Source organism: Parapedobacter lycopersici, assembly GCF_024643285.1.
Taxonomy (GTDB): Bacteria; Bacteroidota; Bacteroidia; order Sphingobacteriales; family Sphingobacteriaceae; genus Parapedobacter; species Parapedobacter lycopersici.
Window position 1 is genome coordinate 201,485 of sequence record NZ_JAMSLW010000001.1, and the last position, 16,030, is coordinate 217,514.

Annotated in this window: 12 protein-coding genes; 5 read left to right on the forward strand and 7 right to left on the reverse strand. The window is 48.6% G+C overall.

The window, feature by feature from the left end:
- The first annotated feature begins 9 nt into the window (after window positions 1–9).
- Window positions 10–1,455, forward strand: coding sequence for a glycoside hydrolase family 140 protein (locus NEV57_RS00900; protein WP_257656401.1), 1,446 nt, complete (start codon window positions 10–12; stop codon window positions 1,453–1,455).
- Window positions 1,456–1,461: 6 nt separating this feature from the next.
- Here the strand turns inward: NEV57_RS00900 and NEV57_RS00905 are convergent, their stop codons facing one another.
- Window positions 1,462–2,460, reverse strand: a complete 999-nt coding sequence (locus tag NEV57_RS00905) for an acyl-ACP desaturase (protein WP_257656402.1) — start codon at window positions 2,458–2,460, stop codon at window positions 1,462–1,464.
- 116 nt (window positions 2,461–2,576) lie between these two features.
- Here NEV57_RS00905 and NEV57_RS00910 point away from each other — a divergent pair, with 116 nt between their 5' ends.
- The 3 genes from NEV57_RS00910 (at window position 2,577) to NEV57_RS00920 (ending at window position 7,225) form a co-directional block, all read left to right on the forward strand.
- The gene (locus tag NEV57_RS00910; protein WP_257656403.1) at window positions 2,577–3,023 is read left to right on the forward strand and encodes an NUDIX domain-containing protein; all 447 of its coding nucleotides are present in this window, start codon (window positions 2,577–2,579) and stop codon (window positions 3,021–3,023) included.
- Between the two features lie 112 nt (window positions 3,024–3,135).
- Window positions 3,136–4,404 (forward strand): Gfo/Idh/MocA family oxidoreductase, encoded by a 1,269-nt coding sequence (locus tag NEV57_RS00915; protein WP_257656404.1) that lies wholly within the window; start codon window positions 3,136–3,138, stop codon window positions 4,402–4,404.
- Window positions 4,405–4,432: 28 nt separating this feature from the next.
- The gene (locus tag NEV57_RS00920; protein ID WP_257656405.1) at window positions 4,433–7,225 is read left to right on the forward strand and encodes a DUF1080 domain-containing protein; all 2,793 of its coding nucleotides are present in this window, start codon (window positions 4,433–4,435) and stop codon (window positions 7,223–7,225) included.
- A gap of 21 nt (window positions 7,226–7,246) precedes the next feature.
- Here NEV57_RS00920 and dapA read toward each other — a convergent pair whose 3' ends face one another.
- The 5 genes from dapA to NEV57_RS00945 all read right to left on the reverse strand — a co-directional run bounded on the left by dapA (window position 7,247) and on the right by NEV57_RS00945 (window position 13,032).
- Window positions 7,247–8,125, reverse strand: coding sequence for a 4-hydroxy-tetrahydrodipicolinate synthase (gene dapA, locus NEV57_RS00925; protein WP_257656406.1), 879 nt, complete (start codon window positions 8,123–8,125; stop codon window positions 7,247–7,249).
- A 134-nt stretch (window positions 8,126–8,259) separates the two neighbouring features.
- Complete coding sequence (gene ligA / locus NEV57_RS00930; protein WP_257656407.1) at window positions 8,260–10,278, reverse strand: NAD-dependent DNA ligase LigA; 2,019 nt, start codon at window positions 10,276–10,278, stop codon at window positions 8,260–8,262.
- A 100-nt stretch (window positions 10,279–10,378) separates the two neighbouring features.
- On the reverse strand, window positions 10,379–11,113 hold the full coding sequence (locus NEV57_RS00935) for a hypothetical protein (RefSeq protein WP_257656408.1): 735 nt from the start codon (window positions 11,111–11,113) through the stop codon (window positions 10,379–10,381).
- A gap of 69 nt (window positions 11,114–11,182) precedes the next feature.
- On the reverse strand, window positions 11,183–12,256 hold the full coding sequence (locus tag NEV57_RS00940) for a glycosyltransferase family 2 protein (RefSeq protein ID WP_257656409.1): 1,074 nt from the start codon (window positions 12,254–12,256) through the stop codon (window positions 11,183–11,185).
- On the reverse strand, window positions 12,211–13,032 hold the full coding sequence (locus NEV57_RS00945; protein ID WP_257656410.1) for a lysophospholipid acyltransferase family protein: 822 nt from the start codon (window positions 13,030–13,032) through the stop codon (window positions 12,211–12,213). The genes NEV57_RS00940 and NEV57_RS00945 overlap by 46 nt, the downstream gene beginning before the upstream one ends.
- Window positions 13,033–13,180: 148 nt before the next feature.
- Between NEV57_RS00945 and NEV57_RS00950 the strand changes: the two genes are divergently transcribed.
- On the forward strand, window positions 13,181–13,798 hold the full coding sequence (locus NEV57_RS00950; RefSeq protein ID WP_257656411.1) for a WbqC family protein: 618 nt from the start codon (window positions 13,181–13,183) through the stop codon (window positions 13,796–13,798).
- Here NEV57_RS00950 and NEV57_RS00955 read toward each other — a convergent pair.
- Window positions 13,787–15,994, reverse strand: coding sequence for a RelA/SpoT family protein (locus tag NEV57_RS00955; RefSeq protein WP_257656412.1), 2,208 nt, complete (start codon window positions 15,992–15,994; stop codon window positions 13,787–13,789). The two genes, NEV57_RS00950 and NEV57_RS00955, sit on opposite strands and share 12 nt — an antisense overlap.
- Between the last annotated feature and the right edge of the window lie 36 nt (window positions 15,995–16,030).

Consider the following 16,030-nt stretch of genomic DNA (forward strand, 5'->3'; position numbering starts at 1 on the left):
TTCATTGCTATGTGTCAAGTTAATAATACACCAATTCGCTGCCGATCCATTACCAGGACGGTATGCGGGGTCTTCTGCTTGTTGCTCCTCCTGGGGCATGGCCCGCGGACAGTTGCGCAGCAGAAATGGCCGTACAGCCCGCTTACCCTATCAACGAATAGACATTATCTGCAGCACGCTGATGGCACCCCTTTTTTCTGGCTGGGTGATACGGCCTGGGAGCTTTTTCACCGACTCACCCGGGAAGAGATTACCCGGTACCTGGATAACCGGGAATCGAAAGGGTTTAATGTAATTCAGGCGGTCATACTGGCCGAAATGGACGGTCCACGTGCACCCAATCGCTATGGAGATCTTCCATTAGAAAACCTGGATCCGGAGCGACCCAATGCATCTTATTTTAAGCTGGTCGATTGGGTCGTTACGCAGGCAAAGCAGCGGGGCATGTATGTCAGCCTTTTGCCCACCTGGGGCGACAAGGTACTCCGACTATGGGGTCAGGGTCCTGAAATATTCAATGAAGTCAATGCATACCACTATGGTTATTTTCTCGGCGAACGGTACAAACGCTTCCCTAATATCATCTGGATGGTCGGGGGTGACCGTCCTGCTACGACGGACTCCATTGATCGCCGGCCGGTATGGCGGGCCATGGTGAAGGGTATTCGAGAGGGAGGCGGGACTGATGCCTTGGTGACCTATCATCCGGCCGGCGAATCATCCTCTACTAAATTCTGGGGGGACGAGCAGCTGCTTGATTTTCATACGTTGCAGTCGGGACACCGTAAGCGGGACCTGCCGGTTTGGGAAATGATTCAGCATGATTTTAACCGGATTCCGGCAACTCCGATTTTGGATGCGGAACCCAATTATGAAGACCATGCCATCAACTGGAAAGCGGAAAACGGTTATTTTACCGATTATGATGTGCGGAAACAAGCCTACCGATCGGTATTTGCCGGTGGGACCGGTGTAACTTATGGTAATCATGCCATCTGGCAATTTTACCAACCAGGCTTTGCACCCGTTACGGACGTCGACCGCTTTTGGACAGCGGCGCTGGATAGGCCCGGGGCCTCCCAGATGATTTACCTGAAAGAACTGGTGCTCTCAAGGCCAGCATTAACGCGTGTGCCGGATCAAGCCATAATCCGGAAAGGGCAGGGGGCAGCCGGGGAGTACATCACGGCATACCGTGATGAAGCGGGTACGTATGCGATGTTGTACTTGCCGGTAGGTAAACGGGTGGTTGTCGGGACGGGATGGTGCAGTGCGGCTGAACTGACCGGCTGGTGGTATAATCCACGTAACGGCGACGCACAGTTAATAGGCAAGCTGAACAGGCAAGATCAACTTGCATTCACTGCGCCTACACAGGGTAATGGAAATGACTGGGTACTCGTACTGGAAAATGCGCAGACATATCGCGCTGCACCGGGAAGCAGTCCCAAATAATAGTGATTACCTGGCGTGTATCCAGCTGAAGCTGTAAGGTTTATCCGGTATGCGCATGCGGTCGGCCAGACGGAGCAGTCGATCGGGTAGACGCATCAGGTAATCCCGGGCGCGTTCACCGGCCTCATTAAGTTCCCGTACCGATTCAATATTCCATTCCCGTAATAATTCTTTCAGGATGTCCACGTAATCGACAGCTGTATAGACACCAATCCGCTGAGCAGCGTCAGAAAAGTGAGCAAAAGTTTCACCCTGTGGCTGTCCGGCTTCACGGAGCAGATGTGCGGGCATGACAATCTTTTTGCGCATCATGTCTTCGAAGGCAATCATCACTTCGCTTGCATCCACTTCAAGGGCCTTGGAAATAAATGACATATAAGCTTTGGCGTGCCGTGCCTCGTCAGACGCAATTACACCGCACATTTTTGCAAGAAGTTTATCGCCGTCCCGTTTAGCAAACCCGGCAACACGCCGGTGTGAAACGTTCGTAGCCAGTTCCTGGAAGGAAGTATAGATGAAATTCCGGTAGGGGTCATTCCCTGTGCCAATGTCAAAGCCATCCTGCAGCAGGTATTGTGTGGATATCTCCATCTGCCGCATGTCAACGCATCCGGAAAGATAAAGGTACTTGTTCAGCAAGTCTCCATGGCGATTTTCTTCCGCTGTCCATGCGCGCACCCATTTCATCCAGCCGCCCTGCTCGTGTTTTTCCACATCTTTGACCATGGTAAGCCACGACTCATAAGTAGGAAGGGCCTCTTCAGTAATTGTGTCGCCAATAAGTACGGCTACCAGGTCGTACGATAGTTCCCTGGCACTTTCCTGTAATTCCTTTACCTCTTGGAAAAAAGTGTCACGCGAAGCGTCAGGCAAAAAATCTGCCGGTTGCCACATCTCCTCAACGGGCTTCAGGTATTCGCTCATCTCATTGAGCATAAACGGCTCTAAATAAGCCATTACCTCTTTGCGTGATCCCTCGGGTATCTGTTGGTTTAACTCTTGCATAATTTCTTACAAAGGTAGGTAAAATAGACTTGTAATCGCTTTTTGTTGTGAAGAATATGTTAAAAAATGATGCGAATCACATTTAAGACTTACCTTTAGCGTCAATCAATTAGCTCATGAATAGATTTAATGTCCGGGTTTATGGTATCCTGCTCAATAACAAACAGGAGGTACTCATCAGCGACGAACGGGAGTATGGAATGGAATTCAGTAAATTTCCAGGCGGCGGACTGGAATTTGGCGAAGGCCTGATTGAGGGGCTTCAGCGCGAATTTATGGAAGAATGCCAGTTGCCGGTTGACATTATACAACATATTCACACGACAGACCGTTTTCTAAAATCGGCATTCGACGACAGCCAAGTCATTGGTGTATACTACCTGGTAAGAAGCGACGGCCGGCTGAGTTGCCGTATTGGAAAACGTCCCTTTGACTTCGACAGCGATACTGAACCCAATCAGGTCTTTCGCTGGATCAATATCCACCAGCTACATCCCGAAACACTCACGTTTGAGATGGATCGGATTGCCTGGCAGGCATTTTTAGCGACGAAGAAACCCTGAGACCGGTTAAGCAATCGTTTGCTTAACTATTGGATTTGCATAGTAACAGGAATATTACTATTTTAGGCAGTGAAAGACCAATTTACTTCCAAACTACCTAAAATATGTACCTATGACGGAAAATAATACATCCCGCAGGACATTCATCAAACAATCACTGACCGGCGCTGCGGCGTTCACCATTGTTCCCCGTTTTGTTTTGGGCGGCCAGGGCTTTTTGGCACCGAGTGATCAGCTGACCAAAGGCGTGATTGGGGTTGGTGCAATGGGACGTGGCCATCTGCGCTACGCCGGTGCACGAACGGTGGCTATTTGTGATGTGGATACACGTCACCTGGCTATTGCCGCGGAGCAAATCGGGTATCCTGTGAAGCAATTTGCAGATTACCGCGAGTTGATTGAACTGCCCGAAGTGGACATTGTCCACATTGCCACACCACCTCACTGGCACGGCATTATGGCTGCCGAAGCTGCCCGTCGCGGGAAGGATATCTGGTGCGAGAAACCCATGACCCGCACCATTGGTGAAGGCAAGCGCGTTGTTGAAGCCATCCGGCAACACGGCAACATTTTTCGTTTGAATACCTGGTTTCGGTTCCAAGATATTTTTTACGGGATGAACGTACCGGTTAAAAAGATTAAGAAATTGGTGGATTCCGGAATGCTCGGGTGGCCTTTAAAGGTGACAATAAGCAGGCATACGGGCTTCGATTGGAAATTTTACTGGGTGGGTCGAGACAACCTTCCGGTAGAACAGGCACCGCCCGAACTGGATTACAATATGTGGCTCGGTCCGGCACCCTACAAGCCATACAGTACACATCGGGTGCATACGACATTCCGAGGGTATTGGGATTATGACGGGGGAGGATTGGGTGATATGGGCCAGCATTACATCGATCCCGTACAATATTTCCTGAATAAGGATAACGAAAGTCCGGTATCGGTAGAGGTGGATGCACCACAGCAACATAGCGATGCAGTTGGTGTCTGGAGGCGTATTGAATTTACCTATGCCGACGGCTGTAAAATCATACTCGATGGAGAGGGCCGGGATGTTGGCATGCCCTATATTGAAGGTCCGGAGGGAAAGCTATATCGCGGATTTCAATCCGATATTCCTGATATGGAACGTAAGTTGGCGGCTTTCCCGGAACCGGCAACCCAAGTGACTGATTTTATTGAAGCGGTAAAAACGCGGCAACGGTTTGCCCTGAACGAGGAAAACGGCTATCGCTCCTGCACCATCGTCAACATGGGGCTAACGGCGCTCCGCCTGGGGAAATCGCTTCAGTTCGATTCGCAGAAACAGGTGTTCATAAATGACGATGCCGCTAATAGGTTACTGGACCAACCCATGCGCGGGCCGTGGTCGATATAAACATAATGAAAACGCTGATTTGATTGTTATGCTAAAACCGATATATACTTTCCTGTTCCTGTTGATACTGCAAACGGTTACCTATGCACAGGACATCCAACAGGGGAACCGCGACAAAATAGCCGACGTACTGGCATTGCAGCCAGCGGAAACTTCGGCAGGACTTAAGGTATCCATGACACTGCTCGAAGCATTTTCACCTTCGGAAATCGCAGATCTCCTGCAACGGCTGCGTCCTCCCGGCCAGGGAAATAATGCGGCCATTGAGTATGCTACAAACAGTTATAGCTACTACGTCATGCAGCCTGGAAAATCGACCCAGCGTGCGTCTTTTGTCAAGGGCACGCTGATGGCATTAGAAGTAGTAACCGATAACGATAACCGGGGCTATCTTATCCAGTTATTACAAAATGCAGCTGATGATACTGCGATTGAGGCACTCAGCCATTACCTGAACGACCCGTACCTCAGTGAAAAGGCTGCCCGGGCGCTGGCCAGGATCGGCACAGAACCTGCCGGTAGGGTATTATTGAATGGACTTGCTGATGCTACGGGTGCCACGGCCGTACAACTGATCAATGCATTGGGGTTTATGGCATATAGACCCTCGGAATCCGAGATAATAACTTACGCTAGCCTTCCGGATACTGCGATGCGGCGGACGGTATTTTATGCGCTTTCACAGCTTGGTGGCAATGTATCAGGCGTTGTACTCAGGAAAGCAGCCCGGGACGCCGCATATGCTTATGAGCCGACGCAGGCGACGAGCGCTTACCTGAATTACGCTCACCGGTTGCAGGCACAGGGGGATGCGGCAACCGCGGCTAAAATAGCGTCTGAGGTGTTTAAGGGGGCGGAACGGACTGGTCAGACACATATCCGCGGGGCTGCGTTGGCATTACTCACGACCATCCATCCAGACAAGCAGAAGAAGACCTTGATTCGGGCTGCGAAAGACGAAGATATGGTATACCGGAATAGGGCGCTCCGTGTATTGGCCCCCCACCTGAACGACCGGGATGTGGCACAGCTTGTCCGGGGATTTTCAGGGTTAGATGAAGGGGTGCAGGTAGACCTGTTGCAATTTTTAGGGAAACAACAGCAACAATCTGTATTACCGGAGGTAAAGTATGCGCTACGGAGCGCGTCACCAGCCGTCCGCATTGCCGCGATAAATGCCTTTTATCAGCTCGATGCCGGAAATGCCGTCCCTGAGTTGATGCGGTTGCTTCCGACGAGCGAAGGGGAGGTCAGCCAATCCATCAGGGAAGTACTGCTGACGGCCGATAACAAACAGCTTCCGCAATTATTGATGGATGCATTAGCTGCCAGCCCGTCGCCGGCAACAACGGTAGCCATATTGGAATTGCTGGCACACCGTGGCGTAGGGGAGGCGATGCCTGCCGTGGTCGCTCGGATTCAGGGTGATGCGCCGGCCGAAGTAAAAGCAGCCGCATTCAACGCGCTGCCACAGCTGGCCCGGCCGGTGGATTTGAAGATTTTACTGCAGCTGCTTAGCCATGCTACCGGTGAGGAAGTAATGCCAGTACAACAGGCGATAACGATCGCAGTCAACCGAAGCGAAAGCAAAGCTGAATTGACCGGGCAAGTGATTTCGGCATTGCATGCCGCAGACGCTCCGCAACAGGCCGTCTTTTTCCCGGTTTTATCGGGCATTGGTGGTGACAAACCGCTAGCTGTGGTACTGGATAATATAGAAAACACTAATCCCGAACTACGGAATGCTGCCGTCCTTGCGCTAGCTGCGTGGACAACTGTTGAAGCATTACCCCACTTGGTCGATCTCAGTCGCAGGATAACGGATGCCGGCGAGCTGGATGCTGTGGTAAAAGGATTGGTTCGGTTAGTTAGCATATCCGATGCCCCAGCATCCCAAAAAGTGCTTTTGCTTCGTGACGCATTTGAAGTAGCGCAGACGGACGAACAAAAAGAAGGGATTTTGCGAACACTTGAAGCGAATAAAACTTACAATGCTATGCTGTTTGCCGGTCGTTTTCTGGATGATGAACAGCTTAAATCAACTGCGGCGAATACGGTCATGAATATTGCCCTGGAAAACCGCAACCTTTATGGGAAGGAAGTGACCCGGCTATTGGATAAAGTAAGTGGAATCCTTTCAGGAAGTGAGAGCAGCTACCTTCGCGCAGCCATCCGAAAACACCTTGCAGAATTACCTGAAGGCCCCGGTTGGACATCGCTGTTGCAGGACGATAACTTATCCGGATGGAAGGGCCTCGTTGGCGATCCAATTAAACGGCGGACTATGAGTGAGTCCGCATTGATTGCAGCACAGCAAAAGGCAGACGAACGGATGCAGGAGGGTTGGTACGTGGAAGGTGGGGTTTTGCATTTCCGTGGTGCAGGAGATAACATCGTAACCGAAGAGCAATACGGTAATTTTGAAATGTTAATTGATTGGAAATTAGCTAAGCAAGGCAAGGATGGTGATGCGGGAGTTTACTTAAGAGGTACACCCCAGGTGCAGATTTGGGATACTTCCCGGATTAACGTCGGTGCACAAGTTGGCTCCGGCGGGCTGTACAACAACCAGAACCACGAAAACAAGCCACTTACCCTTGCCGATAATCCATTAGGAGAATGGAATACATTCTATATTAAAATGATAGATGATAGGGTAACGGTATACCTTAACGGCATACTGGTGACTGACAGTGTGGTGCTGGAAAATTACTGGGACCGAAGCCAGCCAATTTTTCCAAGTGAGCAAATTGAGCTCCAGGCACACGGTACGCAGGTATCTTATCGTGACATCCACATCCGGGAATTGCCCGCAAAATAAATAATAAGGAGAAGTACGGGCCTAACGCAACAACTGCAGCTCATCGGCGATTGCCATTCTTGTGGCATCGCTGACTTCTACCAGTGGTAACCTGACAGTGCCACCGCAGATGCCCAGCTGGGTTAGTATATTTTTTATGCCGGCAGGATTGCCCTCTACAAAGCACAGTTCCGTAATGCGGATGAGCTTGTTGTGTATTACCCGTGCCGATTCGTAGTCGCCAATGCGGCATAACCGGGCTAATTCAGCAATTTCACGTGGAAATGCATTTGCCACAACGGAAATAATTCCGACAGCCCCCAATGCCATCATGGGAAGTGTCATGGGGTCATCCCCCGAAATCAGCAGAAATTCTGCTGGTTTGTCCCGCATGATCCGGCTGAACTGGTCAAAACTTCCTGAAGCATCTTTTGTGGCCACAATATTATCAAAATCCCGGGCCAGCCTAACCGTGGTCTCAGGACTAATGTTACTGCCGGTCCGTCCTGGAATATTATAAATAATCAGTGGGAGCGGAGTTGCGACGGACAGCGCTTTATAATGCTGATAAATACCCTCCTGTGTCGGTTTATTGTAATAAGGACTTACAGATAGTATTGCTGCATAACCCGTCGTATCAAATGCAGCTAACTGATGTACGATCTCGGCGGTATTATTGCCTCCGATTCCCGCAACCAGAGGAATACGCCCGGCCGCATGCCGCGCAGTAAACTCCCAGACAGATTTGCGTTCCGTTTCCGAAAGCGTAGCCGTTTCACCAGTAGTTCCCAGGGAAACAAGGTAATCCATCCCGCCCTTGATCTGATGATCAATCAATTTCTCCAAACTGCCGAAGTCAATTGTTCCATCCGCATTAAATGGAGTGATCAAAGCCACTCCCGCGCCGTTAAGCTCGTCCATGATACCTTATTTTCCTGTAATGTGTTTTATATGAAGTTGTTGACCCTAAATATCGCGTTCCTGCGAGCAACCTGCTGCAGAAAAAAGATGCGGGCGGGTAAAATTAGTGCAAATAAATGATTTTATCGTACGATTTAAGCAATCATATCCAGTAAATCCTGATCTGAGATAATGGGAATGTTCAATTTTTCCGCCTTGGTCCGTTTAGAAGGTCCCATCTTGTCTCCGGCGACAAGGTAATCTAATTTGGCCGATATGCTGCTCAACATTTTACCACCATGGCCTTCAATCAGCGCAGTAAGTTCCTCCCGGCTGAATTGTTCGAACACGCCGGAAATGACAAAGGTCTTTCCCTGCAACCGGTCGCCCAACCGCTCCACCTTTTGCTCCACCAAGGCCAGCTGTAGTCCATATTGCTTGAGCTGCTCCAACTGTTCCCGGTGTGTTGTATTGGCGAAATACTCCAGTACGCTCTCGGCGATCCGTTCGCCGATTTCATGGACTGACTCGATTGCTGTTCTGGATGCAGCAGTAAGTGTGTCGATATCTTTGAAATGAGCAGCAAGTTTTCGGGCAACCGTTTCGCCAACGTAGCGTATACCAAGTGCGAAAAGTACTTTTTCAAAAGGTTTTTCCTTGGATTTTTCAATGCCCGTCAACATGTTGTCAATGGATTTCTGTCCAAAACGATCCAGTCCGATCAGCACGTCCTGTTGATCCTTTAGCTTATAAATATCGGTGATGTTATGGAGCAGTCCGTGCCGGTAAAATGTTTCGATCGTTTCATCGCCCATGCCTTCGATGTCCATCGCTTTACGGCCGATAAAATGCTGCATGCGGCCGACAATCTGTGGCGGACAACCCTCTTCATTGGGGCAATAATGTACCGCTTCCCCTTCTTTGCGGATGAGCGGAGTGTCACATTCAGGGCAATTGGATGGGTATACGATGGGGTGGGTGTCCGGGTTACGCTTCAACATGTTGACACCCATGACTTTGGGGATAATTTCCCCTCCTTTTTCTACAAAAACCGTATCACCTTCGCGCAGATCCAGTCGTGCAATCTCATTAGCATTATGCAGACTGGCACGTTTTACGGTGGTGCCAGCCAGCAATACCGGTTCCAGGTTAGCCACAGGAGTCACAGCACCCGTTCGGCCCACTTGGTAACTGACTGAATGGAAAATCGTTTCCACTTGTTCCGCTTTGTATTTATAGGAGATAGCCCAGCGTGGCGATTTGGCCGTAAAGCCCAGCTCTTCTTGCTGACCATAATCATTTACTTTGATGACGATGCCGTCAATATCGTAACTCAGCTCATGACGTTCCTTATCCCACTTGGTAATAAATGCAAGTACCTCGTCGATTGACGAACATAAGGCAGTATGCTCGCATACATGGAATCCCCAGGATTTCACCGCCATGAGGCTTTCCCAATGATTACTGAAGAGCCGGTTGCGGTTATCACTGTATAAAAAATAGAGAAAACAATCCAGCGGGCGCCGGGCAACTTCGGACGAATCCTGTAGCTTGATCGTGCCTGCGGCAAAATTGCGGGGATTGGCGTAAGCCATTTCTCCATTTTCGATGCGCTCGTTATTCAGTCGCTGGAATGCCGGACGGTGCATGAAAATTTCACCCCGTATTTCAAATAGGTCGGGATATCCGTTCGTTCGTAAGCGATTCGGTATTTTTTTGATGGTACGCACGTTGGTAGTAACATCATCACCCTGCACCCCATCTCCGCGGGTAACCGCCTGTTTAAGCAGCCCGTTCTCATAGGTAAGACTGATGGATAAGCCATCAAATTTCAATTCGCACACATATTCGAAATCATCACCGATAGCTTTGCGTACCCGTACATCGAAATCACGAAGCTCCTGTTCGCTGTAGGTATTGCTGAGCGAAAGCATAGGCCATCTGTGACGGACCGTGGTGAATCGTTGTGTAATATCGCCGCCAACTTTCTGCGTGGGTGAGTCGGGGTCAAGGAATTGGGGGAATAACCGCTCCAGATTCTCAAGTTCCTTGAGTTTCTGATCGAAATCATAGTCTGAAATGGACGGGTTTGCCAATACGTAGTATTGGTAGTTATATTCGTTCAGTTCCGCGGTCAATGCAACAACGCGTTCCGCTGCTTCTGCTGGTGACATAGGGGCGAAAATACGAAATTATTATTAGTGATTGGCGTGCTATCCGCTTACTGTTCGTTGATTTTCGTTTATCCACCAATCACGCGTTGTCGGTCATCGATTACTCTTCCAGCTTGCTCCATATTTCATAAATCGGATTGCCCGTGGAGCTGCGTCCGGAATGATGCCATTGCCCGTTTTCAATTTTTCCATCAAAGGATAGCGAGGCACCAACGCGGTTGTTGTCACGCGAGAAAAATTCAATGTGCTCGGTATATTTGCCGTTCTGGAAGGTGTATGTGCCGCCGCCCGTACCCGAAAATTCACCTGTCTTTACATTAATGGCCACCCACTGGAATCGGGTGCCACTCATGATCTTTAACGTCCGTCTGTCACGCAGGGGCATCTGTCCCATATCTTCACCCTGTTTCCGGCCGGTAATGCGCCACACACCGGCCATCGCTCCTTCATCGCTGTCGATACGCTGCCAGGTAGCCTGTGCACCCGACAGATTGGTGGTGAGCGTGTTGTCCGCTGCATAGTTAAATGTGGTCGATTGGTTTACCCAGGCTCCTGCATCCACACCACTGGCCGCTTTTTCGGTGTCATATTGCCACGTAACCGTAAGTTGGTCGCCATCAGTGGTGTAGGTGCCGCCCCTTGTGGATATAAATTGCTTGTTTTTAACATCAAAAGTACAGTGAGACAAATAGCCGTCTACAAACACGGCTGTTTGTTTTTTGTCTCCTTCCTGGTGATGCCAGGCTCCCGCGAGAATATTCTCGGATGGCTGCGCCCGGCCGACAAATATCCCTGTAACCAGCGTTACAAAAAAAAGTGCGATCCTATGTTTCATAAAGCTATAAATTGGTTTATATGCTAAATAACAACTTAATAATTAAAAAGTTGCTATGTAGTTTCTATGTTACAGAAACCGTCTGGGGTTCAATTTACTGAACATGGTTTTGCCGTGGACATAAAATGCCCACACAACGCTGCCGCGGTAATGTCCGGCATGCTGGAATACCGCAGCGTATTTTCTTCTTTTCTTTGCTGTTTTTGCAAAGTTGGCAAAGAATTGCTGGTGTGCCCGACTAATTGCCCAGGCATCGCTGAATTTTCCCAATGACAAGAAGTGGAAAAGTGCCACCAGGTCAATCCACATCCGTGCAAAGATGATCCATGCAGCCTTGAAAAACGGTAGGTTTTTTTGCAGCAGAAACAGGCTGTTACGGAAGTTAAGGAACGTCTTCTGTGGGTTACTGGCACTTAGTGTGCCTCCTCCCACATGAAAAACAACGGATTTCGGACAATATCCCATTCGATATCCCATAAGTTTCAGCCGCCAGGCCAGATCCACTTCCTCCATATGGGCAAAAAAATCATCATCAAACCCTCCTACAACCTCCCAGCAGGTACGTTTGATGAAAAGTGCTGCGCCAGACACCCAGAATACCTCCCGGATATCATCGTACTGGCCATTATCTTGTTCAATAGCATGTAGGATCCGGCCACGGCAAAAGGGGAAACCATAACTATCCAAATATCCGCCGGCAGCTCCCGCATGTTCAAAATGGTCGCGTTGATGGAGCGAGCGGATCTTGGGTTGGGCAGCAGCCATGTCCGGTTGGCTTTCCAATAGTTCAATGACTGGCTGTATCCAATCCGGTGTCACTTCCACATCTGAGTTCAATAATACAAAATAGTCCGCATCTACCTGTTTGAGCACTTCATTGTACCCACCTGCAAAACCCAGGTTTTGTTGGTTAGTGATAACGCGGATTGTCGGATAATCGGCACGGACAAAAGCAACGGAATCATCACTTGAAGCATTATCGCCTACAACAAACTCGATATTGGGATAGGTGCTGTTATAAACGTATGGTAGGAATTTCTCGAGGAAAAACCGGCCATTCCAATTAAGGATCACGACGGCTACTTTAGGGTGCTGTTTCATGTGCGCGGCTTCCTTTTCCACCGCCGGTGCGACCAAAGCCATAGGGCTGGTTTCCGACGAATGATTTCTTCTGTAAATCGGGTATGTATATCCGTAATCCCATGTGCATCCACACTGGCTGAATTTTCAACGAGTGTGGTAAACGTGCATTGGTAATATCCCCGACGGATCCGGTCAATATGGCAAAATACAACAGCGGCATCCGTCATCTTTGCTATCCGTTCAGCGCCCGTATAAACCAGTGTATCCTGGTTAAGGAAGGGGATGAAATAATCGGAATCGCGGTATTGCGGTGTCTGGTCAGCTACAAAGATGCTGATGTGAGGTTTATCGCGATAAGCCACAATCTGCCGAAGTGTCTGTTTCATCGGTACCATTAAAGCGCCGAACCGGCTTCGTATTGCATTGTACAGGGTATCAAATGCCTTGTTTTTCAGTGGTTTGTATATGATTAATACCGGGTTTTCTGTCAACAGGCTGAGTCGGTGAATCCCCAATTCCCAATTAGCATAATGGGCGGTTACTCCAACAATGGGCCGCCCCGCTGCAAAGTGGCGCTCGATCTCTTCTATTTGATGGATGACTATTCTTTCTTTTACTTCCTTCTCCGATATCCGGCTCATTTTTATTGCCTCTACAATAAGGTCAGGCAGAAAGCGGAAAAACTGGCGTGCGATGGTACGCCGTTCCTCCGCTGATTTTTCGGGAAACGCATTCCGTAGATTTTCAAATACTACGTTTTTCCGGTACCGGATAATATAATACAGCACGACAAAAAGTATGTCAGACAAAAAATAGAGCGCCCAAAAAGGCAACATTGCCAGCAGGTTAATGAAGAAAGATAGTAAGGAAGACTTTCGCATTACGGCTAATGATCGTGCGTATGGCTGCAAATATCCTTAATTTAAGTTATTTTTGCAGCACAAACTTAGATAAAGTTGCTTTTGAATAGATTTGTTGCCGCGCATGGACAATCAGCTCATTTTACCTGTATTTTATTTACCCCCAATCGCTTACTTCAGCGCTATCTTTAAGACCGAAAAATCCATTCTACTGGAAAGATACGAGCATTTTCCCAAGCAGACATACCGGACCCGTACGTCGATTTGTTCCGCCAATGGGAAGCTTGACCTGATTTTGCCGGTACAAAAGGGGAGTAACGGACATACGCAAATGAAGGATGTTAAAATTAGTTATGAAGCTGACTGGCAGCGGTTACATTGGATGGGCCTGCAGACAGCATATCGTAGTTCCGCTTATTTTGAATATTACGAAGACGACTTTTCGGTTTTTTATAACAAGCGTTACGACTATCTTTTTGATTATCATGAAGCCCAGCTGAACCTGTTGCTTACCTTGTTGAAAATAAATCGGGAGATCGGTTATACGGAAAGCTATCGGGAAGATTATGCGCCGGCCGTTGATCTGCGACAAACAATCCATCCCAAGAAAACACCCCTACACAATATAACGCAGCCCTACTACCAGGTGTTCGAGGGGAAATTTGGCTTCATAGCTAATCTCAGCATAGTAGACCTGCTGTTTAATCACGGACCACAGAGCACCGACTATTTAATTGACTGAGTCAAACCGTGTAATACCGGTAATGCCCTTGATCTGCTTGAGGTGTTTGATGAGGTTTTCGAGATGGGCGGTATCGTTGACGAAAATCATGATCGAGCCCTCAAAAATACCATCATTACTTGAGATGGTAATGGATCGGATGTTTACCCTGAAGTCATCCGAGATCACCTTGGTGATCTTGTTAACAAGGCCTACGTCATCAATCCCGACAATGTGCAACCCGGTAAGGAAGGCCAATTCCTTCTGAGATGTCCATTTGGCCTTGACGATTCGGTATCCGTAATTGGCCATCAATTTTGCGGCATTGGGACAGTTGGTCCGATGTATCTTAATTCCTTCATTAACCGTGATAAAACCGAAAACGTCGTCACCGGGTATCGGATTGCAACAGGGCGATAATGTATAGTCAATTTTCTGCAGATCGTCGCCGATCAGCAGGGTTTCATAGTCCTTTTTATTGATTTTATCTACCAGTCCGCCAATGTGTGAATTGAATTGTTGGCCATTCTGTTGCTCTGCACTTTTTTCATTTAGCGCAAACTCCTTGAGGTTCCGGATGTCGATTTCACCCTTTGCCACATTATAAAACAGATCCTGTGAAGAATGAAACTTGAAATACATCGTCAGTTTATTGATGTTTTCAGTATTGTAGGTGATCTTCAGTGATTTAAGTTTGCGCTCGAGAATCTCTTTTCCATCTTCGGCTATTCGTCGTTTTTCTTCCTTGAGTGCCGATTTGATTTTGGATTTTGCCTTCGCTGTTACGACAAAGCTCAGCCAGTCTTCTTTAGGTGTTTGCTTGCTCGAAGTAATGATCTCTACCTGATCGCCGTTCTGCAGTCTGTGGCTTAGGGGGACCAGCTTATGGTTCACTTTGGCACCAATACAGCTAGCGCCGAGGTCAGAGTGGATTTCAAAAGCAAAATCAAGCGCTGTAGCGTCGTGCGGTAGCTGAATGAGCGCACCTTTTGGTGTAAAGATGAAAATCTCGTCCGAAAAGAGGTTCATCTTGAAATCGTCGAGAAAGTCCATCGCATTAGGCTCTGGATTACTTAAAATTTCCCGGACCTTCTGTATCCATTGATCCAATCCGCTGTCCGAGTTGGATTCTTTGTATTTCCAGTGTGCAGCAAAGCCTTTTTCCGCGATTTCGTTCATTCGGACGGTGCGGATCTGCACCTCTACCCACTGGCCTTTGGGTCCCATCACGGTCGTGTGCAGTGACTCGTAACCATTGGCTTTGGGTGAAGAAACCCAGTCACGCAAACGGTCGGGATTAGGCCGGTATAAATCGGTCACAATGGAATAGGCTTTCCAGCAGTCAGCCTTTTCGTTCTCCTGCTCGGAATCGATAATTACCCGGATTGCGAACAAATCATATACCTCCTCAAAGGGAATCGATTTCTTACGCATTTTATTCCATATGGAAAAAATGGATTTAGGGCGGCCGAACACCTGCGCCTTGAGCCCCTGTTCGTGCAGAATTTCCTTAATCGGCTCAATGAAGTTATGGACAAATCGCTCCCGCTCGGCCTTTTTTTCATTCAGTTTTCTCGCAATGAACTTATATGTATCCGGATCGGTATATTTCATGGATAGGTCTTCCAGCTCGGATTTGATCGCATACAGACCCAGCCGGTGGGCTAGGGGAGCATATAAATAGGAAGTTTCAGATGCAATTTTCAACTGCTTATCCCGCGGCATGAAGTCCATCGTACGCATGTTGTGGAGACGGTCCGCCAGTTTGATCAGGATTACCCGGACGTCGTCGGCAAGTGTAAGCAGCATTTTCCGAAAGTTTTCGGCCTGCATGGAACTGTTAGGGTCAAATATTCCCGATATCTTTGTCAGACCATCAATGATCCGGGTCACCTTTTTGCCAAATTCCCGTTCAATGTCTTCCAGTGTAATGTCGGTATCCTCCACCACGTCATGCAGCAGCGCGCATACGATGGATGTGGTGCCCAGCCCAATCTCCTCAGCGGCAATCTGTGCGACGGCGATCGGGTGATAAATATATGGTTCGCCCGATTTACGGCGCATATCTTTATGGCTTTCCAGCGCCATGTCAAAAGCCCGGCGGATCATCTGCTTGTCACCCCGTTGCAGCGTAGGCTTACAGGCGCGCAACAATGCCCGGTACCGCTTGCGGATTTCTTTACTCTCTGCTTCTAAATCAATCACCAATTCTTTCATACAGATCGCCTTATCTTTTTATAACGTACAATTCCT

Bases quoted from the DNA above. Each gene is read 5' to 3' on its own strand.
- NEV57_RS00900 (WP_257656401.1), top strand. From the start codon at position 10: ATGTGTCAAGTTAATAATACACCAATTCGCTGCCGATCCATTACCAGG.
- NEV57_RS00905 (WP_257656402.1), bottom strand. From the start codon at position 2,460: ATGCAAGAGTTAAACCAACAGATACCCGAGGGATCACGCAAAGAGGTA.
- NEV57_RS00910 (WP_257656403.1), top strand. From the start codon at position 2,577: ATGAATAGATTTAATGTCCGGGTTTATGGTATCCTGCTCAATAACAAA.
- NEV57_RS00915 (WP_257656404.1), top strand. From the start codon at position 3,136: ATGACGGAAAATAATACATCCCGCAGGACATTCATCAAACAATCACTG.
- NEV57_RS00920 (WP_257656405.1), top strand. From the start codon at position 4,433: ATGCTAAAACCGATATATACTTTCCTGTTCCTGTTGATACTGCAAACG.
- dapA (WP_257656406.1), bottom strand. From the start codon at position 8,125: ATGGACGAGCTTAACGGCGCGGGAGTGGCTTTGATCACTCCATTTAAT.
- ligA (WP_257656407.1), bottom strand. From the start codon at position 10,278: ATGTCACCAGCAGAAGCAGCGGAACGCGTTGTTGCATTGACCGCGGAA.
- NEV57_RS00935 (WP_257656408.1), bottom strand. From the start codon at position 11,113: ATGAAACATAGGATCGCACTTTTTTTTGTAACGCTGGTTACAGGGATA.
- NEV57_RS00940 (WP_257656409.1), bottom strand. From the start codon at position 12,256: ATGGCTTTGGTCGCACCGGCGGTGGAAAAGGAAGCCGCGCACATGAAA.
- NEV57_RS00945 (WP_257656410.1), bottom strand. From the start codon at position 13,032: ATGTTGCCTTTTTGGGCGCTCTATTTTTTGTCTGACATACTTTTTGTC.
- NEV57_RS00950 (WP_257656411.1), top strand. From the start codon at position 13,181: ATGGACAATCAGCTCATTTTACCTGTATTTTATTTACCCCCAATCGCT.
- NEV57_RS00955 (WP_257656412.1), bottom strand. From the start codon at position 15,994: ATGAAAGAATTGGTGATTGATTTAGAAGCAGAGAGTAAAGAAATCCGC.